This is a genomic window from Nocardioides nitrophenolicus, assembly GCF_016907515.1.
Lineage (GTDB): Bacteria > Actinomycetota > Actinomycetes > Propionibacteriales > Nocardioidaceae > Nocardioides > Nocardioides nitrophenolicus.
This window is the reverse complement of sequence record NZ_JAFBBY010000001.1, coordinates 3,428,743-3,446,245: the sequence shown is the minus strand read 5'-3', so window position 1 is coordinate 3,446,245 and position 17,503 is coordinate 3,428,743. Positions and strand designations below refer to the sequence as shown.

At 72.3% G+C, this 17,503-nt stretch carries 16 protein-coding genes and 1 tRNA gene; 3 read left to right on the top strand and 14 right to left on the bottom strand.

What is annotated here, in order from left to right:
* Window positions 1–36: 36 nt before the first annotated feature.
* The 4 genes from JOD66_RS16850 to JOD66_RS16835 all read right to left on the bottom strand — a co-directional run bounded on the left by JOD66_RS16850 (window position 37) and on the right by JOD66_RS16835 (window position 5,535).
* Window positions 37–999 carry an ABC transporter ATP-binding protein gene (locus JOD66_RS16850; protein WP_204837998.1) on the bottom strand — a complete coding sequence of 321 codons (963 nt, stop codon included), beginning with the start codon at window positions 997–999 and terminating at the stop codon, window positions 37–39.
* A 445-nt stretch (window positions 1,000–1,444) separates the two neighbouring features.
* Window positions 1,445–1,837 carry a 50S ribosomal protein L7/L12 gene (rplL, locus tag JOD66_RS16845; RefSeq protein WP_151582088.1) on the bottom strand — a complete coding sequence of 131 codons (393 nt, stop codon included), beginning with the start codon at window positions 1,835–1,837 and terminating at the stop codon, window positions 1,445–1,447.
* Window positions 1,838–1,920: 83 nt separating this feature from the next.
* Window positions 1,921–2,589: a 50S ribosomal protein L10 gene (gene rplJ / locus JOD66_RS16840; RefSeq protein WP_204837997.1), complete on the bottom strand. Its 669-nt coding sequence runs from the start codon at window positions 2,587–2,589 to the stop codon at window positions 1,921–1,923.
* A gap of 261 nt (window positions 2,590–2,850) precedes the next feature.
* Window positions 2,851–5,535, bottom strand: coding sequence for a helix-turn-helix transcriptional regulator (locus tag JOD66_RS16835; protein ID WP_204837996.1), 2,685 nt, complete (start codon window positions 5,533–5,535; stop codon window positions 2,851–2,853).
* A gap of 110 nt (window positions 5,536–5,645) precedes the next feature.
* Between JOD66_RS16835 and JOD66_RS16830 the strand changes: the two genes are divergently transcribed.
* A complete protein-coding gene (locus tag JOD66_RS16830; RefSeq protein ID WP_204837995.1) occupies window positions 5,646–7,403 on the top strand; it encodes an RCC1 domain-containing protein in 1,758 nt (585 codons plus the stop codon).
* Window positions 7,404–7,445: 42 nt separating this feature from the next.
* Complete coding sequence (locus JOD66_RS16825; protein WP_204837994.1) at window positions 7,446–8,726, top strand: aspartate aminotransferase type Ic; 1,281 nt, start codon at window positions 7,446–7,448, stop codon at window positions 8,724–8,726.
* Between the two features lie 172 nt (window positions 8,727–8,898).
* On the opposite strand, the gene rplA is transcribed toward JOD66_RS16825, so the two are convergent.
* The 7 genes from rplA to JOD66_RS16790 all read right to left on the bottom strand — a co-directional run bounded on the left by rplA (window position 8,899) and on the right by JOD66_RS16790 (window position 12,779).
* Entirely contained in the window at window positions 8,899–9,612 is a 714-nt protein-coding gene (gene rplA / locus JOD66_RS16820; protein ID WP_204837993.1) for a 50S ribosomal protein L1, read from the bottom strand.
* 63 nt (window positions 9,613–9,675) lie between these two features.
* Window positions 9,676–10,104, bottom strand: a complete 429-nt coding sequence (rplK, locus tag JOD66_RS16815; RefSeq protein WP_141004427.1) for a 50S ribosomal protein L11 — start codon at window positions 10,102–10,104, stop codon at window positions 9,676–9,678.
* A gap of 124 nt (window positions 10,105–10,228) precedes the next feature.
* Entirely contained in the window at window positions 10,229–11,116 is an 888-nt protein-coding gene (gene nusG / locus JOD66_RS16810) for a transcription termination/antitermination protein NusG (RefSeq protein WP_204837992.1), read from the bottom strand.
* A 45-nt stretch (window positions 11,117–11,161) separates the two neighbouring features.
* Window positions 11,162–11,425: a preprotein translocase subunit SecE gene (secE, locus tag JOD66_RS28505; protein ID WP_204837991.1), complete on the bottom strand. Its 264-nt coding sequence runs from the start codon at window positions 11,423–11,425 to the stop codon at window positions 11,162–11,164.
* 59 nt (window positions 11,426–11,484) lie between these two features.
* Window positions 11,485–11,557: transfer RNA gene (locus JOD66_RS16800), tRNA-Trp, on the bottom strand.
* A gap of 78 nt (window positions 11,558–11,635) precedes the next feature.
* On the bottom strand, window positions 11,636–12,340 hold the full coding sequence (locus tag JOD66_RS29545) for a TetR/AcrR family transcriptional regulator (protein ID WP_307823579.1): 705 nt from the start codon (window positions 12,338–12,340) through the stop codon (window positions 11,636–11,638).
* Window positions 12,341–12,359: 19 nt separating this feature from the next.
* Complete coding sequence (locus tag JOD66_RS16790) at window positions 12,360–12,779, bottom strand: hypothetical protein (protein WP_204837990.1); 420 nt, start codon at window positions 12,777–12,779, stop codon at window positions 12,360–12,362.
* A gap of 118 nt (window positions 12,780–12,897) precedes the next feature.
* On the opposite strand from JOD66_RS16790, the gene JOD66_RS16785 reads away from it, so the two are divergent.
* A complete protein-coding gene (locus JOD66_RS16785) occupies window positions 12,898–13,917 on the top strand; it encodes an adenosine deaminase (RefSeq protein ID WP_204837989.1) in 1,020 nt (339 codons plus the stop codon).
* Between the two features lie 58 nt (window positions 13,918–13,975).
* On the opposite strand, the gene JOD66_RS16780 is transcribed toward JOD66_RS16785, so the two are convergent.
* The 3 genes from JOD66_RS16780 to JOD66_RS16770 all read right to left on the bottom strand — a co-directional run bounded on the left by JOD66_RS16780 (window position 13,976) and on the right by JOD66_RS16770 (window position 17,381).
* The gene (locus JOD66_RS16780) at window positions 13,976–14,965 is read right to left on the bottom strand and encodes a hypothetical protein (RefSeq protein ID WP_204837988.1); all 990 of its coding nucleotides are present in this window, start codon (window positions 14,963–14,965) and stop codon (window positions 13,976–13,978) included.
* A gap of 202 nt (window positions 14,966–15,167) precedes the next feature.
* Window positions 15,168–16,169, bottom strand: coding sequence for a hypothetical protein (locus JOD66_RS16775; protein ID WP_204837987.1), 1,002 nt, complete (start codon window positions 16,167–16,169; stop codon window positions 15,168–15,170).
* Window positions 16,170–16,271: 102 nt separating this feature from the next.
* The gene (locus JOD66_RS16770; protein ID WP_204837986.1) at window positions 16,272–17,381 is read right to left on the bottom strand and encodes a hypothetical protein; all 1,110 of its coding nucleotides are present in this window, start codon (window positions 17,379–17,381) and stop codon (window positions 16,272–16,274) included.
* Window positions 17,382–17,503 lie beyond the last annotated feature (122 nt).

Below are 17,503 nucleotides of genomic sequence, written 5' to 3'. Positions count from 1 at the left end.
CGTCCTAGTGTGTCGTGCCCCCGGGTGTCCTGCTGCTCAGCCCTGCTGGCTGCCCGATGCGTGCTCGGCCTCGCGGGTGAAGGACCCGGGAGGCGGGATGACGCCGTTGGCCCGGCACCACGCGCCGGGCTCGGCCTGCGCCCGCCGCGGGATGCCGTTGGAGGGCTCCATCTGCAGCGGGATCGGCGGCAGCGGCGGCAGGTCCATGTCCTTCTCGGCCGCGAGCTGGTCGGCGTCCTTCTCCTCCGACATGCCGATCGGCCCGATCGTCTGCGCGTTGAGGAACTGGCGCACGACGGGCTCGTCGGACGACAGCAGCATCTCGCGCGGGCCGTACATGGCGAGATGCTTGTGGTAGAGCAGGCCGATCTGGTCGGGGACCACGCGCACGCTGTGGATGTCGTGGGTGACGATCAGGAAGGTCGCGTCGATCTGGGCGTTGAGGTCGACGAAGAGCTGGTTGATGAACGACGTGCGCACCGGGTCGAGACCCGAGTCGGGCTCGTCGATCAGCAGGATCTCGGGGTCGAGCACCAGGGCGCGGGCCAGGCCGGCACGCTTGCGCATGCCGCCGGAGATCTCGCCCGGGAGCTTCATCTCCGCACCGAGCAGACCCACCATGTCCATCTTCTCCATGACGATGTCACGGATCTGGGACTCGGACTTCTTGGTGTGCTCGCGCAGCGGGAAGGCGACGTTGTCGTAGAGGTTCATCGAGCCGAACATGGCGCCGTCCTGGAAGAGCACGCCGAACAGCTTGCGGATCTCGTAGAGCTCCTTCTCGGAGCAGGAGGCGATGTCGGTGCCCTCGATGACGATGGAGCCCTCGTCGGGCTTGATCAGGCCGATCAGCGCCTTGAGAAAGACGGACTTGCCCGTACCGGAGGGGCCCAGCATCACCGAGATCTCACCGGCCGGAAGGGTCAGCGTCACGCCCTTCCAGATCAGCTGCTTCCCGAACTGCTTCGTCAGGTTGGTGACCTGTACGTCGACGCCCATGTTGAACCCTCTCCCTACGTCGGCTCGCCGCCCCGGCTGCGAAGGATCAACGCAACCGCGTGGCGCACGTTACGCGGCAACCGTGGCACGCGTCACGCATACTCTGCCATCGAGACCGGGAACCTACTGGTCAGTAGGACCTAGCGTCCAACTCGCGAGTAGTGGTAGCCGTCGGCACCGGCCCTCCCAGCACGGCCCTCTCGGCGCTGCCCGCTGTAACACGTTGTCCACCCGACTACCCGGCACTTGTCAGCACGCAGGGGCCTCGATATCGCGATCTGACGCGGAGAACCGGCGACCAGTCAGGTGGACAACGTGTTACAGCCCCGCCAGGAACGTGGCCGGCGGCAGGCCGCGGCGACGACGCGGGCCTAAAAATGGCACGAGGCCGGCAGAGCATCCGCTCTGCCGGCCCCGTGACCGAGTGAGTCGTCTCAGCGACGGGTCACTTGAGGGTGACGGTGGCGCCGGCGCCCTCGAGGGCCTCCTTGGCCTTGTCCGCGGCCTCCTTGTTGACCTTCTCGAGGATCGCCTTCGGGGCACCCTCGACGAGGTCCTTGGCCTCCTTGAGACCGAGGGAGGTCAGCGCGCGGACCTCCTTGATGACGTTGATCTTCTTGTCACCAGCGGCCTCGAGGATGACGTCGAACTCGTCCTGCGCGGCGGCCTCGTCGGCACCGCCCGCGGCACCGCCGGCGGCGGGAGCGGCGGCGACGGCGACCGGGGCGGCGGCGGTGACGCCGAAGGTCTCCTCGAACTGCTTCACGAACTCGGAGAGCTCGATGAGGGTCATCTCCTTGAACGCGTCGAGGAGCTCGTCAGTGGTGAGCTTCGCCATGGTGGCGGTTCCTTTCTCAGGTGGTCCGACTGCGTACGTCGAGCAGCCGGGCCGGGGTTTCAGGTGGTGGTGACGCCGGGGCCTCAGGCCTCGGCGGTGTCGCCCTCGTCAGAGGCGGCCGCGTCCGCGTCGTCCGCGGCGGGAGCCTCGTCAGCGGGGGCCTCGGCAGCCTCGTCGGCAGCCGGAGCCTCCTCGGCGGCGGCCGGCGTACCGGCACCACCTGCGAGGATCGAGGGGTCCTCCTGCGCCTTGGCCTCCAGGGCGCCGGCGAGCCGGGCAGCCTGGGCGAGCGGGGCGTTGAGGAGGTAGACGGCCTGGCTGAGCGAAGCGAGCATCGCGCCCGCGAGCTTGCCCAGGAGCACCTCGCGCGACTCGAGATCGGCCAGCTTGGCGATCTCCTTCGCGTCGAGGAGCGCGCCGTCGAGAACGCCACCCTTGATGACCAGGGTGGGGTTCGCCTTGGCAAAGTCACGCAGACCCTTGGCGGCCTCGACGACGTCGCCCTTGATGAAGGCGATGGCGGTCGGGCCGGTGAGGAGCTCGTCGAAGCCCTCGATGCCCGCCTCCTTGGCGGCGAGCTTGGCCAGCGTGTTCTTGACCACGGCGTAGTTGGCGTTCGCACCGAGGGAGCGGCGAAGGTCCTGCAGCTCCTTGACGGTGAGACCGCGGTACTCGGTCAGCACAGCGCCTGCGGACTCGCTGAAGGACTCAGCGATCTCCGCGACGGCGGCCTGCTTGTCTGCCCGCGCCATGGGTCTCCTTCCGGATGGAAGACCGCCGCGAAGTCTCCGCCGAATGACGGACGCCCCGAGCGCAGGCGCTCAGGGCGTGGACCTCGCGCTCACGCGCTCGGCAGTGCTCTGATCCCCTGCGCAGGCCGTCCGCCTCTCGGCGGAACCTTCGGTCAGGGCTCGGAGCCCGGACGACCGGCGGTCTAAAGGTTTCAGTCGACAACGGTACGGCGGGTGGCCCGCCCCGGCCAAATCCTCGCCGCCGGCCCCGGGACGTCCGGGTCAGCCCTCCGCGGCGAGCCGGCCGGCGAGCTCGGCCCGGGACCGCACGCCGAGCTTGGCGTAGACCCGGGTGAGGGTCGCCTCCACGGTCGAGACGCTGATGAACAGCTCGGCCGCGACCTCGCGGTTGCGGCGGCCGGCGGCGGCCAGGCGGGCGACCTGGTGCTCGGCGTCGGTGAGCCGCGAGCCCGCGGCCCGCCGTCCGCCGAGCCGGCCGAGCTCGGCGGCCGCCCAGCGGGACCAGCCGGGGCTGCCGAGGGCGTCGAACGCGGCGACCGCCTCCTCGAGGTGCGCCCGCGCCTCGCGGACCCGGCGCAGCGCCCGGCGAGCGGCGCCGGCGTAGGTCAGGCAGCGGGCCCGGTCGAAGGCCCAGCCGAGGTCGCCGTACCTGCGCGCCGCCTCGTCGAAGTGCGCGACGGCGTCGTCGGCGTCGTCGGCGACCGCGAGGTGGCCGCGGGCGCGGCAGGCGGCGGCCGCGGCCCACGGGTGGTCGACCACGGCCGCGAGGGCCGCGGCGACCTCGGCGGCCGCGTCGCGACGCTCGGTCGCCACCAGCGCCTCGACCAGGTCGGGCGCCAGCGGGAAGGCCCCGGGATCGGCGAAGCCGGCGCGCCGGAGGTGCTGCCACACCGGCTCCAGGAGCGCGACCGCGGCCGCCGAGTCGCCCTCGAGCAGCGCGACCAGCCCCCGCACCCGGGCGATCTCGAAGCGCGGCCAGCGCAGCACGTCGGGGTCCCCGCCGGTCGCCTCCGCCTCGTCGGCACGGGCCCGGGTCCGCTCGCCGTCCCCGCGCCCGGCGGCCACGGCCGCGCCGAAGCGCGGATCGGAGAGCGCGCCGGACTGGTAGCGGGTCACGCCGCCCATGGCGGTCAGCAGCCGCTCGACCTCGTCCCAGCGACCGGCCCGCAGCTCCAGCTCGCAGCGCTGCGTCAGCAGGACCTGGGTGGCCTCCTCCTCGCCGCGCGCCTCGCAGAGCGCGGCCATGACGTCGTACCGGCGCCGGGCCTCGGCGAGCTCCCCGCGCCACATCTCCCGGATCGCCGCGGCCCGGTCGACCGAGAACGCGAACGACGGCGAGGCGCCCGGCAGCCCGGCCTCGACCACCAGCAGGTCGTCGACCGGCAGGTTGCGCTCGATCCGGGTCCAGGCGAGCTCGTAGAGCGCGAGGCGCTGGACCATCGGGTCGCCGGTGGCCAGCTCCATCGCCTCCTGCGCCCAGCCGGCCGCCGCGACCGTGCGGCTGAGGGTGCCGCGCACCTCGAAGGCGGTGCGCTGCACCAGGACCCGGGCCCGGGTCACCGCGTCGTCGGCATTCTCCAGGGCGAGGTCGAGATAGCGCTCGAGGACCGCGAGCGGCACCAGCTCGACGTCGGTGCGGACCAGGTATGCCCGGGCCCGGAGCCGGCCGGCGGGCAGCTCCTCGGGCGCGGCCAGCAGCCCGGTGCAGCGCTGGGTGTCGCCCGCGGCGGCGTGGTACTCGGCCAGCGTCACCCGCCGCTCGTGCCGGGCCGGCGAGGCCGGCGGCGTGAGGCGGAGGGCGTGCTCGCCGAGCTCGCAGGCCGTACGACGGTCGTGTCGGTGGGCGGCGAGGTCGGCCGCGGCGGCGACCTCCCCGGCCAGCTCCTCGTCGGGCCGCTCCGCGGCGAGGGCGCGATGCCGGGCGCCGCGCAGCGGCTCGGCGACCACCCGGCCCAGCTCGGCGTGCAGGCGGCGCACCTCGCGGGGCCCGACGTGCGCGAGCACCGCCGGCGCCAGCAGCGGATGACTGGCCCGGGGCGGACCGTCGCCGGTGCGGACCAGGTCGGCGTGCACGGCCTCGTCGACGGCGCCCGCGCCCACCACGCTGAGCAGCTCGGCGTCCTGGAGGCCGGGACCGACCGCGACCGCCGCGAGCGCGCGCACGGCGGCCGGCGGCGCGGACTCCAGCCGGGCGCCGAGCAGCGCGCCGATGCCCGGCGGCAGCGCCGACGGGTCTCCGGCGCGGGCCAGGTGGCGGCCGAGCTCGATGGCATAGAGGGGGTTGCCGGCGGCTCCGGCCACCGCGGCGGCGAGCTCGGCGGGAGCCAGGCCGACGACCCGGTCGGCCACCAGCCGGGCGACCGCGTCGTCGCCCAGCGGGCCCAGCGTCAGCACCGTGGTCCGCTCGCGCAGCCCCGACTCGACGACCGCGGGCTCCTCGCCGCGGCGGGTCATCAGCACCCGCACCGGCGTGCCCGCGAGCCGGCGGACCGCGAAGCCGAGCGCCGTCGCCGACGACTGGTCGAGCCACTGGACGTCGTCGACGGCGATGAGCGTCGGGCCGACGAGGGACCGCAGCAGGGTGAGGAGGCCGGCGGCGACGGCGCGCTCGTCCGGGCCGTCGGCGACCGGGTGCAGCACCCCGTCCCGCAAGGCGTCGCGGGCGGCGGCGGGCAGCCGGTCGACGTCGCGGTCCAGGCCCCCGAGCAGGTCGGCGAGGGCGGCGTACCCGAGCTCCGCATCGCCCTCGAAGGCGCCGGCACGCAGCACCCGGTCCGGACCGGCGGGATCGCGCAGCACCTCGCGCCACAGCGCGCTCTTGCCGATCCCCGCCGGGCCCGCCAACACCACCACCGCGCCGGGGCCGGCCAGCCCCTCCACCGCCGTCCGGACCTCGGCCCGCCTCCCGAGCAGGATCGCCTCGGCGTCGTCTCCCTCTGCGCCCACGGCGTCATTCTTCCGGCGTACCGGGGCATATCGAGGGGTTTCCCCAATCCTGGAAGCCCCGGGTACGACGAGGCTCGAGCCCGCCTCTGCCCCCTCTGCCAGGAGATCCCATGTCTCGGCTCGTCGCGATCCCGGTCGCCGCGCTCCTCACCGTCCTCGCCGTCGTCCTGACCCCCACCCCGGCACCGGCCGACGCGGGCGAGTCCCTCCGCGACCCGCTCGCCGCCGCCTCGTTGTCGAGCGGCGGCCACCACACCTGCGCCATCGGCGACACCGGTCAGCTGCGCTGCTGGGGCGCGAACTTCGACGGCCAGCTCGGCATCGGCAGCAACAACGGCACTCGGGTCAACATCGGCGACGACGAGGCGATCACCTCGGTCCCGGCGGTCGACCTCGGCGCCGGGCGCACCGCCGTCGCCGTCTCGGCCGGCGGCCAGCACACCTGCGCCATCCTGGACACCGGCGCGGTGAAGTGCTGGGGCTTCAACGTCCACGGCCAGCTCGGCATCGACACCGGCGGCGCGGACGCCGGTGACAACGAGTCCGTCGCGAGCCTGCCCGCCGTCGACCTCGGCCCCGGCCGCACCGCCCGCGCCATCTCCGCCGGTGGCAACCACACCTGCGCCATCCTCGACACCGGCCGGGTCCGCTGCTGGGGCAGCAACGGCAACGGCCAGCTCGGGCTGGGGACCACGACCACGATCGGCGACGACGAGTCGCCCGCCTCGGTCGACCCCGTCTACTTCGGACCGAACCGCACCGCCGTCGCGATCGCGACCGGATCCGACCACAGCTGTGCGCTGCTCGACACCGCCCAGCTGCGCTGCTGGGGACAGGCCTCCGACGGCCAGCTCGGCCTCGGCGACACGGTGAACCTCGGCGACAACGAGGCGATCATCGGGCGCCTCCCCATCGACTTCGGCGTGGGGCGGACGGTGCGGGCGCTCAGCGCGGCCGAGGACCTCACCTGCGTGGTCCTGGACACGGGCCAGGTGCGCTGCTTCGGGCGCAGCAACGTCGGCGCGCTCGGCACCGGCTCGACCGATCCGCTCGGCGACGACGAGGCGGTGACCTCGGTCGCTCCCGTGTTCCTCGGCCTCAACCGGACCGCCGTGGGCGTGGTCGCCGGCCCGGCCAACTCGTGCGCCCTGCTGGACGACGGCGCACTGCGCTGCTGGGGCAGCGACCAGTACGGCCAGCTGGTCCTCGCCGGCTCCGACAGCATCGGCGACGACGAGCCCACCCTGCTGCCCAACATCCCGCTCGGCGCCGGACGCACCGTCCTCGCGGCCAGCGTCGGCGGCCTGGGCTGGATCTGCGCCGCGCTCGACACCGCCGCCCTGCACTGCTGGGGCCGCAACCTCACCGGTCAGCTCGGCCACGGCGACACCGAGAGCCTCGGCGACGACGAGCTGCCGACGGCGGCCGGCCCGGTCCCCCTCGGCCGGCCGCTCCGGCTCACGCCGCCCGTGGTCCCCCCGGGAGCGAACCCGCCGGGGGCCGGACCGGTCACCGGCACCCTCTCCGCGAGCGCGGCACCGGCGCGCGACCGCCGGCGGCCGTACCGGTTCACCGTCTCCGGCTCGCTCGCGGGGACGAGCAGCTGCTCGGGGACCGTCACCGTCACCGTGACCGGCAAGGCCCGGGTCGTCGGGCAGCGGCGCAAGGTCGCGGTGCGCGGCCAGGGCTCCGGCGTGCTCACCGGCACCGCCGCCGACTGCCACTACACGGTCGCCGTGAAGGTCGTCGCCGCGCGCAAGCGCTGGGCCCGCGCGGCGTTGACCGGCCGCCCGACGGCGGGCGTGCGGTTCGCCGGGAACGCCGGCACCCACCCCGCCGAGACGACCCTGCGACTGCGCCTGGGGTGACCAGGCCGCGCGCCGCGCGCGCGGACTTGGCACGATGGTCCCGTGACCACCACCGCGACGCCACTGTCCTCCCTGTCCGCCGACGAGCTCGCCGCGCGCCTGACGACGGTGCGCGCCGCCTACGACGAGCTGAAGGCCCGCGACCTCAAGCTCGACCTCACCCGAGGCAAGCCGGGCTCCGACCAGCTCGACCTGTCGAACGCGCTGCTGGACCTACCGTCGACGTACCGCGACCGGTCGGGGACCGACGTCCGCAACTACGGCGGACTCGACGGCCTGCCCGAGCTGCGCGAGATCTTCGCGGACCTGCTGGGCGTCGACGCCGCCGACGTGGTGGCCGGCGGGAGCTCCAGCCTCACGATGATGCACCAGGTGCTGACCTCGCTGCTGCTCAAGGGCGGTCCCGACTCGCCCCGGCCCTGGTCGCAGGAGCCGGTCGTGAAGTTCATCTGCGCGGTGCCCGGCTACGACCGCCACTTCATGATGCTCGCCGAGCTCGGCATCGAGATGGTCACCGTCCCGATGAACGCCGACGGCCCCGACGTGGCCGCGGTCCGCGCGCTCGTCGACGACCCGAGCGTCAAGGGCATGTGGCTGGTGCCGACGTACGCCAACCCCACCGGCTCGGTCGTCTCCCCCGAGGTCGCCGCCGAGCTGATGGCGATGCCGACCGCGGCGCCGGACTTCCGGATCCTCTGGGACAACGCGTACGGCGTGCACCACCTCACCGACGAGGAGACCAAGAGCGCCGACGCGCTCGGGCTGGCGGCCGCCTCGGGTCACCCGAACCGGCCGATCGTGTTCGCCTCCACCTCGAAGATCACCTTCGCCGGTGCCGGCGTCGCGGCGCTCGCCGCCTCCCCGGAGAACCGGGCCTGGTACCTCCAGCGGCTCGGCTTCGCCGCCATCGGCCCCGACAAGGTCAACCACCTGCGCCACGTCGAGTTCTTCGGCGACGCCGACGGCGTGCGCGCCCACATGCGCAAGCACCGCGAGCTGATCGCGCCGAAGTTCGCGGCCGTCGACGAGGCCCTGACCTCGCGCCTCGCCGGGCTCGGGATCGCCGAGTGGACGGTCCCCACCGGCGGCTACTTCGTCAACCTCGACGTGGTCGACGGCACCGCCTCGCGCGTGGTCCAGCTCGCCAAGGAGGCCGGCATCGTGCTGACCCCCGCCGGCTCGGCGTTCCCCCACGGCAAGGACCCGCGCGACCGCAACATCCGCCTCGCGCCGACCTTCCCCAGCCTCGCCGAGGTGCAGACCGCGATGGCCGGCGTGGCGGTGTGCGTCGAGCTGGCCGCGTTGGAGAAGCTCACGGCCTGACGACGGCGTCGGAATCGCCGGTCGACCGGCGATTCTGGCACTTGTCGGGCGTTGCAACGCCCGACAAGTGCCAGAAGAACCCGTCAAGTCCCGCCCCGGGACGCCGAAAAAACCGCGACGCCCGCCGTCCCGAGGGAGCGGCGGGCGTCGTACGACGAGCGGGAGCCTTGACTCAGGCCTCGTCCTCGACCGCGACGTTCTTGATGCGGTTGGGGTCGACCTGGACGCCGGGGCCCATGGTCGTGGAGACGGTGACCTTCTTCAGGTAGCGGCCCTTGGAGCTGGCCGGCTTGAGCCGCAGCACCTCCTCGAGGGCGGCGGCGTAGTTCTCGGCGAGCTGCTGCTCGGAGAAGGAGGCCTTGCCGACGATGAAGTGGAGGTTGGCGTGGCGGTCGACGCGGAACTCGATCTTGCCGCCCTTGATGTCGGAGACGGCCTTGGCCGGGTCCGGCGTCACGGTGCCGACCTTCGGGTTCGGCATGAGGCCACGGGGACCGAGCACACGGCCGAGGCGGCCGACCTTGCCCATCAGGTCCGGGGTGGCGACCACGGCGTCGAAGTCGGTCCAGCCGCCGGCGACCTTGTCGATCAGGTCGTCGCTGCCGACGAAGTCGGCGCCGGCCTCGCGGGCGGCGTCGGCCTTGTCACCGTTGGCGAACACCAGGACGCGGGCGGTCTTGCCGGTGCCGTGGGGCAGGTTGACGGTGCCGCGGACCATCTGGTCGGCCTTGCGCGGGTCGACACCCAGGCGCATGACGACGTCGACGGTCTCGTCGAACTTCTTCTTGCTGGCGGCCTTGGCGATCTTGATCGCGGCCAGCGGCGCGTAGAGCTCGTTCTTGTCGAACGTCTCCGCAGCCGCGCGGTAGGTCTTGCTGCGCTGCATGAGGATTCCTTAAGTCGGAGAGGAGGTGTGGTCAGCGGGCCAGCGCGGCCCTTCCACGGTGATTCAGTCGACGGTGACGCCCATGGAGCGCGCGGTGCCCTCCACGATCTTCATCGCGGCGTCGATGTCGTTGGCGTTGAGGTCGGGGAGCTTGGTCGTCGCGATCTCGCGCACCTGGTCCTTGGTCAGCTTGCCGACCTTCTCCTTGTGCGGGACGCCCGAGCCCTTCTGGAGGCCCGCGGCCTTCTTGATCAGCTCGGCGGCCGGCGGCGTCTTCGTGATGAAGTCGAACGTCCGGTCCTCGTAGATGGTGATCTCGACGGGGATGACGTTGCCGCGCATGGACTCGGTCTGGGCGTTGTACGCCTTGCAGAAGTCCATGATGTTGACGCCGTGCGGACCGAGCGCGGTACCGACCGGCGGAGCCGGGGTGGCCGAGCCGGCCTGCAGCTGCACCTTGACCAGTGCGGCGATCTTCTTCTTGGGAGGCATTGCGTTGTCTCTTTCTTCTCGTGGTCATGACGAGGCGTACGTCGTGCGCCTCTGCCACCTGCGTCGCCGGCTCGGGGCCGGGCAACCTTGACATTCTCCGTGCCGAAGCCCGGAGAAGGGAAATTCAGACCCGCTGGATCTGGGAGAACGACAGCTCGACCGGGGTCTCGCGGCCGAAGATCTCGACGAGCGCCTTGACCCGCTGGGCCTCGGCGTTGATCTCGGTGATCGTCGCATGCAGCGTGGCGAACGCGCCGTCGACGATGAGGACGGAGTCGTTGACATCGAAGTCGGCGACCTCGATCGGCTTCTTGGCCGGCGTGGCGGCGGCACCGGGGGTGCTGGCCGCGGCAGCCTCGGCCTCGGCGGCCGCGGCGGTGACGACGGCCGGGGCGAGCATCTTCTCGACCTCGTCCATGCTCAGCGGGACCGGCTGGTGGCTGTGGCCGACGAAGCCGGTGACCGACGGGGTGTGCCGCACGGCGGCCCAGGACTCGTCGGTGAGGTCCATCCGGACCAGGACGTAGCCGGGGAGAACGGTGCGCTTGACCATCTTGCGCTGGCCGTTCTTGATCTCGGCGACCTCCTCGGTGGGGACCACGATCTCGTGGATGTAGTCCTCCATGTTGAGGGAGTGGATCCGGTTCTCGAGGTTCTGCTTCACCCGGTTCTCCATGCCGGAGTAGGTGTGCACCACGAACCAGTCGCCGGGCTTGGCCCACAGCTCGCGGCGGAACGCCTCGAGCGGGTCCTCGTCAGCGGCCTCGGCGGGCTCGTCCTCAACGTCCTCGTCAGCGTCGTCCTCGACGGCGGCGATCTCGTCGGCTCCCTCGACGTCGACGGTCTCGTCGACCTCGACGTCCGCGTCGAACTCGTCGTCCAGGTCGCCCTGGAGGCTCTCCTCGAGGGCGGTGTCCTCCGCGTCCTCGACGTCGGCGACGTCGTGGGCCGCCTCGGCGAGCGCCTCGTCAGCCTGGGCCGGGTCGTACTGCTCGGACACGTGCTGCTCCATCAGTTGTCGAAAACAAGGTCAGCCGACGCGGGTGCGCGGCGGTGCTCAGATGTCGTCGGCGCCGGTGAAGATCTCGAACGCGAGCTTTCCGAGCGCGAGGTCGAGGACCGACACCAGGGCGATCATCACGAGGACGAAGGCGATGACGACGACGAAGTAGGTGCCGAGCTGCTCCCGGGTCGGCCAGACGACCTTGCGGAGCTCGGCGACGACCTGGCGGTAGAAGGTCACCGGCCCGGTGCGGTTCTCGGACTGCTTGCCACCCGAGGAGTCCTTGCGGCCTCCACGGACTGCCGGAGCATCCGCCACGCTGCTCACCTTCTCCTTGTCAGCAGCCGACCGTCCGGCCGGCTGGTCGTCACGTCTTGCAGGGCACGAGGGACTTGAACCCCCAACCTTCGGTTTTGGAGACCGATGCTCTGCCAGTTGAGCTAGTGCCCTCCGCGGCCTCTGTCACCCAGTGTGCCGATCGCCCCAAGGGCGCGACTCACCATGTGGCAGAACCACCAAGCGGGGAGTCTACGGGTTCGCGCCCGGCGGAGTCGAACCGGCGTCGGCCTGGATCGCGTCGAGCAGCCCGAGCACGTCGTCGACCACCCCGCGCAGCACCGGCAGCCGACTCATCCGGACCAGCCGGTCGACCAGCGGTACGACGCCCGCCACCAGGGTGCGGGAGCGCCGCTGGCCGGGGCTTGCGTCGTACACCCAGAACAGCACGATCCCCATCTGGAGCAGCCAGAGCAGCTCGGGCAGCCGTCCCTCGAGCCGGCGGGAGACCTTGGCGTCCGACCCGGCGAGCAGGCGCCGCATCAGGGCGATGCTGCCGTCGCGGGCCGGCGCCGACTCGGGGCTGAACGGCGACAGCGGGCTCGCCGGGTCCGCGGCGTTGCGGAAGAACTGCGCCGCGAAGGCGTGGTGCGGCTCGGCGACGTCGAGCCAGGCCTCCAGGCTCCCCCGCAGCCGCGCGGCGAACCCGGACTCGCGCGCCAGCACCGCCTCGACCGCCGCCTCGTGCTCGGTGAGCAGCTCGTCGTAGAACGCCTGGACGAGGTGCTCCTTGGAGGCGAAGTAGTAGTACGCGCTGCCGAGCGAGACCCCCGCGCCCTTGGCGACGGCGCGCATGGTGGTGCGGTCGTAGCCGTCCTCGCGGAACAGCTGCAGCGCCGTGGCGAGGATGCTCGCGCGGGTCTGGGCGGCCTTGGGCGTGAGCGGGGAGTCCGGCACGGTGCCCACCCTAGAGACCTCAGCGCGGCGGCGTCGGGTACGCCGGCCCGGCGTACGGCATCGCCGGCGGGGCCGGCGCGAGGGCCTGGAGCTGCTCCATCCGGTGGCGGCGGCGCAGCCGGTTGAAGACGTAGACGTTGAGGAAGTGCAGCACGCCCAGGGTGAGCAGCACGACCCCGACCTTGACGCTCAGCACGTTGAAGACGTCCTCGGCGCTGCGCGAGCCGCCGCTGCGCAGGTAGAGCGAGACGAAGCCCAGGTTGAGCAGGTAGAAGCCGACGACCAGGAGGCGGTTCACCGCGTCGGCGAGCGCCTCGTCGCCGCCGAAGACGTCGGCGAGGAAGACCCGGCCGTTGTGGGCGAGCGTCGTGGCGACCCAGATCGTCAGCGGGACGGTGATGGCGAGGTAGCCGACGTAGCCGGCGATGGTCCAGCTCATGGCGGACCCCTTTCTTGAACACGTTCAAAACCTGACAGTGCGCACTCTAGGCCAGGTTTTGAACGTGTTCAAGTTCGTGCTTTCGGGGTCCGGCCGGACCTCCTCCTAGGATGGGCCCGTGCGGGATCTCAAGGCGTTGCCCAAGGCGCACCTCCACCTGCACTTCACCGGCTCGATGCGCCACGCCACGCTGCTCGAGCTGGCCGCCCGCGACCGGATCCACCTCCCCGACGCGCTTGTCGAGCACTGGCCGCCCCAGCTCACCGCGGCCGACGAGAAGGGCTGGTTCCGCTTCCAGCGCCTCTACGACGTGGCCCGGTCCGTGCTGCGCACCGAGGCCGACGTACGCCGGCTGGTGCTCGAGGCCGCCGAGGACGACGTCGCCGACGGCGGGCGCTGGCTGGAGATCCAGGTCGACCCGAGCGGGTACGCCGCCCGCTTCGGCGGCATCACCGCCTTCACCGACCTCGTCCTCGACGCCGTCCGCGACGCCTCCACGCGCACCGGCCTCGGCATCGCCGTCGTCATCGCCGCCAACCGCACCCGCCACCCACTCGACGCCCGCACCCTGGCCCGCCTCGCCAGTCAGTACGTCGACCGCGGCGTCGTCGGCTTCGGGCTCTCCAACGACGAGCGCCGCGGCCGCACCTCCGACTTCGCCGGCGCCTTCGCCATCGCCGAGCGCGCCGGCCTGCTCCTCGCACCCCACGGCGGCGAGCTGCGCGGCCCCGAGCACATCCGGGTGTGCCTCGACGACCTGCACGCCGGGCGCCTCGGCCACGGCGTACGCGCGGCGGAGGACCCGGACCTCCTCGCCCGGATCGTCGACGCCGGCGTGGCCCTCGAGGTGTGCCCGGTCTCCAATGTCGCGCTCGGGGTCTACTCCGACCTCACCTCGGTCCCTCTCCCCACCCTCCTCGACGCCGGCGCCACCGTCGCCCTCGGAGCCGACGACCCGCTGCTCTTCGGCTCCCGCCTCGCCGGCCAGTACGCCACCATGCGCGCCGCCCACGACCTCGGCGACGAGCAGCTCGCCGAGCTGGCCCGGATGTCGTTCCGCGCCAGCCGGGCGCCCAAGGACGTCGTCGACGCCGGGATGGCCGGCATCGACGACTGGCTGGCTCGAGAAGCGTCGTGACGCACTGCGGGCCCGGCCGAATGGCCGGGCCCGCAGCGTTCAGGCGGAGATCAGGCGATCAGGAGCAGGCCAGGTAGGACCTGGTCACCGTGACCTTCTTGCCGTTCTTGAGCTTGATGGTCGCCTCGACGGTGGCCTCCGCGGCCGGCGCGGCCGGCAGGACGAGCGCCCGCTTCTTCAGCTTCTTGCCCTTGAACTTCGCCACCTTCGCGCCGTTGACCTTGATCAGGACCTGCTCGGCCTTCTTCTTGGCCTTCTTGGTGATCGCTGCCGCGACGTTGCTGGTGCCGCAGTCGCGGGCGCCGAACTGGACGTAGCCGCTTCCCTTGCCGGCGACCGCCGACGCGGCGCCCATCGGCTGCAGGTCGATCTTCACGGACGCGCTGATCGACGAGCTGCGCTGCGCCGGGACCTCGCCGTGCGCGTCGACCCACCAATCGAAGTCGAGGTCGACCGCGCCCGCCGGGAGGTAGGCGGTGACGGTGCCGTTGGAGCTCCCCGCGCCATCCAGCCGCACCTGACCGTCGGGGAGGTTCAGCGTGAGGGACGTTCCGGTCGAGCCGGTGCCGACGACCTTGACCGCGAGCGTGGCCCACATCGGCTGGGCGAGGGTGAAGTCGCTCTCGACGCCACCGGATGCGTAGGCGTGGCCCTTGCAGGCCGACGCGGGCAGCGCGGGGGTCGACTTCGCCGCACCGTTGGCCGTGAGCTGGATCGTGGCCGGGCCGCTGCCAAGCGGGCTCGCGGTGACCGTCGTCGCGCCGGACGAGGAGAGAGCAGTGACATCGCCGGGAGCACCGGTCACCGTCCCGCTCGCCGCCACGGACTGGCTGATCGGGACGCTGTTGTCCGTCCACGGAACCCCGCCCGGGTCCTGTTCGGTGCCGACCCACGTGCAGGAGGCGTCGTCGTGGCTGCCCGCACTCGCGTACACCGTGGTGTTGGTCACGACCGCCTGCGCCGGCGCCGCCACGCTGGCCAGACCCGTGGCGGCGAGCGCGCCCAGGGCGAGTCCGACCGCACTGCGCCGGACGAGAAGGTTCTTCATGTGTATGTACTCCTCGGGGGGAGGGGGACGGCGCCTCCGAACGGCGCCGTCACTGAGAGTCGTCTCGCGACGTTAGTGATCCCTCGGCCCCGCGTCCGGCACTTCGCAACTCCTTTACCTTCCGCACCCGAAGGTCGACGGGGTCGGTCGCGCCCCACTCCTCCGCGACCGGCCCCGCCGACTCATCGCACCGCCGTACGCCTCAGGCGCAGGCGAGGTACGACCGGGTGAGGGTCGCCTGCTTGCCGTTCTTCAGCTTGATCCGGACGGCGACCTCGGAGTCGGCGCCGCGGGCGGCCGGTACGGCGAGGGTGCGGGCCTTGAGCTTCTTCGTGCCCTTGAGCTTGGCGACCTGCGCGCCGTTCACGCTGATGGTGATCTGCTTGGCCTTCTTCTTCGCCTTCTTGGCCAGGTCGACGGAGACATTGCCGCTCGCGCAGTCCCGGCCGCCGAGCTGCACCAGGCCCTTGCCGTCGCCGGTGGGCGTCGACGCGGTGCCGAGCGGCTGGAGGTCGATGGTGACCGAGCCGGCGTAGCTGCGGCTCAGGACGGCGTCGGTGGCGCTGACGTCGGCCCGCGCCTCGATCTGGACCTGAACCTCCCCGGCGGGGATCAGGATCGAGCTCGAGCCGTGGCCACGCGGGCCGAGGACGAGGCCACCGCCGCTGCCGTTCCCCAGGAACACCACGGCCTGGGCGACCCCGGAGCCCTCGCCGGTGCCGCTGATGGTCGCCCACATCGGCTGGGGCAGGGTGAAGTCGGCGCCGAGCCCGGGCGATCCGCTCACCGAGGCCCCGCAGTCGCTGTCGGCGCCACGCGGGCTCGCGCTGGCGGTGGCGGAGAAGGTCGCCTTGATCGTGGCCGGGCCGGCGCCGATCGGGGTGATCGAGCCGGTGATCTGGCTCGACGCCGCCAGGTCCGCCACCACGGCGTCGGTCGTGGTGTCGACGACGGTCGCCGTGGCGCTCCACGACTGCGACACCGGCACCCCGTTGTCCTGGAGGTCGAGCGCGTCGGCGCCGCCTCCCCCGACGACCTGGCAGTGGAGCGGCGGCGCCGACCACGTGTTGAAGTCGACGCCGGCGCTGACCTGGCCCCAGTCGACGGCGGCCCGGGCCGGGCTCGGTACGCCGGCCAGGCCGGCCAGGGTGAGCGCGCCGGCGACCAGGCCGAGCGCGCCACGACGGATGACAGGGTGCTTCATGGGGGCTCCTCGAGATAGGGGACACCCCCGCAACGGGAGCGGGCCCGGTCGGTTTCGACCAGGCCCGCTGAGACGCCGAATGTCGCCCGGCGAATCACCCGCTCAGCGACAGGGGAGGTACGACCTCGTCGCCTGCACCCGCCGGCCGTTCGCCAGCGTGATCTTCACCTTCACCTTGGTCACGCCGGAGGCGGACGTCGGCACCAGGAGGGTCTTCGCCTTCGGCTTCTTGCCCTTCAGGCTCTTGCCCTTGAGCACCTGACCCTTCGCGCCGTTGACCCGCACGGCCACGCGCTTGGCCTGCTTCACGGTCTTCTTGGTGAGGTGGATCGCGACGTTGCCGCTCGCGCAGTCGCGCTCGCCGAACTGGACCTTGGCCGCGCCCTTGCCGGTGACGGGGGAGGCCGTGCCGGGCTTGGAGAACTCGACCTTGAAGCTGCCGGAGGTCGTCGCGCTGCCGCCGACCGCGTCGCTCGCCGCGGGCTGCAGGCCCGCGACCTTGCGAACGGGCAGGTCGCTGTCGGTCCCGGCGAAGGCGATGGAGCCGAAGAGCACGCCGTAGGTGCCGGCCGGGAGCAGGGTGCTCGAGGTGGCGGTGCCGCGGTCGCCCGCCGAGATCATCAGGCCGTCGCCGCCGACGCCGGCGAACAGGCCCTCCCAGGAGCCGAAGAACGAGTCGGCGCTGCCGATCCCGACGATGCTGGTGCCGGCGGACTGACCCTGATGCTGGCCCTTGCCGGTGGCGCTCACGGTGACCCAGGTGGGCTGGGTGAGCGTGAAGACACCCGAGGCGATGGCGAAGGACTGCGTGGTGACAGCGCAGTCCGTCTCGGCGCCGGACGGGAGTGCGGAGGCGGTCGCGGCGGCGGTGCCGGTGATGGTGGCCGGGGCAGCGCCGAGCGGAGAGGCGGTGATCGACGCGGTGGTCGACGACGTGGCGGCGACCGTGTCGTCCTCGCCGCCGGTGAACGTCGTGGAGTGCGACGTGCTCTTCGAGACCGGGACGTTGTCGTCGGCCCACGGGACCGCGTCCTGCTCGTTCCAGTTGCTGCCCTCGCCTTCGCAGTTGTACGAGTAGACGGTGTTCAGACCGCCGATCATGGCCTCCTCGACGGCGGCGTGCGCGGCAGTGGGTACGCCGACCAGGCCGACACCGGCCAGCGCAGCGAGCGAGAGACCGGCGACGGCGCGCCGGACGGAGAGATTCTTCATCCGAGAGAACTCCTCGAGAGAACGACGGCATGCGGGGGGAGCGCCGTCTGGGTCTCTCGCAGGCTAAGTCCAAAAACCACTCTTGGGGACAGGTTGGCGAAATTCTCGCCCGCCGGTTCACC

What these genes read in the sequence shown, in the direction of transcription:
- JOD66_RS16850 (WP_204837998.1), bottom strand. Translation starts at nt 999, where the DNA reads ATGGGCGTCGACGTACAGGTCACCAACCTGACGAAGCAGTTCGGGAAG.
- rplL (WP_151582088.1), bottom strand. Translation starts at nt 1,837, where the DNA reads ATGGCGAAGCTCACCACTGACGAGCTCCTCGACGCGTTCAAGGAGATG.
- rplJ (WP_204837997.1), bottom strand. Translation starts at nt 2,589, where the DNA reads ATGGCGCGGGCAGACAAGCAGGCCGCCGTCGCGGAGATCGCTGAGTCC.
- JOD66_RS16830 (WP_204837995.1), top strand. Translation starts at nt 5,646, where the DNA reads ATGTCTCGGCTCGTCGCGATCCCGGTCGCCGCGCTCCTCACCGTCCTC.
- rplA (WP_204837993.1), bottom strand. Translation starts at nt 9,612, where the DNA reads ATGCAGCGCAGCAAGACCTACCGCGCGGCTGCGGAGACGTTCGACAAG.
- rplK (WP_141004427.1), bottom strand. Translation starts at nt 10,104, where the DNA reads ATGCCTCCCAAGAAGAAGATCGCCGCACTGGTCAAGGTGCAGCTGCAG.
- nusG (WP_204837992.1), bottom strand. Translation starts at nt 11,116, where the DNA reads ATGGAGCAGCACGTGTCCGAGCAGTACGACCCGGCCCAGGCTGACGAG.
- JOD66_RS16790 (WP_204837990.1), bottom strand. Translation starts at nt 12,779, where the DNA reads ATGAGCTGGACCATCGCCGGCTACGTCGGCTACCTCGCCATCACCGTC.
- JOD66_RS16780 (WP_204837988.1), bottom strand. Translation starts at nt 14,965, where the DNA reads ATGAAGAACCTTCTCGTCCGGCGCAGTGCGGTCGGACTCGCCCTGGGC.
- JOD66_RS16775 (WP_204837987.1), bottom strand. Translation starts at nt 16,169, where the DNA reads ATGAAGCACCCTGTCATCCGTCGTGGCGCGCTCGGCCTGGTCGCCGGC.
- JOD66_RS16770 (WP_204837986.1), bottom strand. Translation starts at nt 17,381, where the DNA reads ATGAAGAATCTCTCCGTCCGGCGCGCCGTCGCCGGTCTCTCGCTCGCT.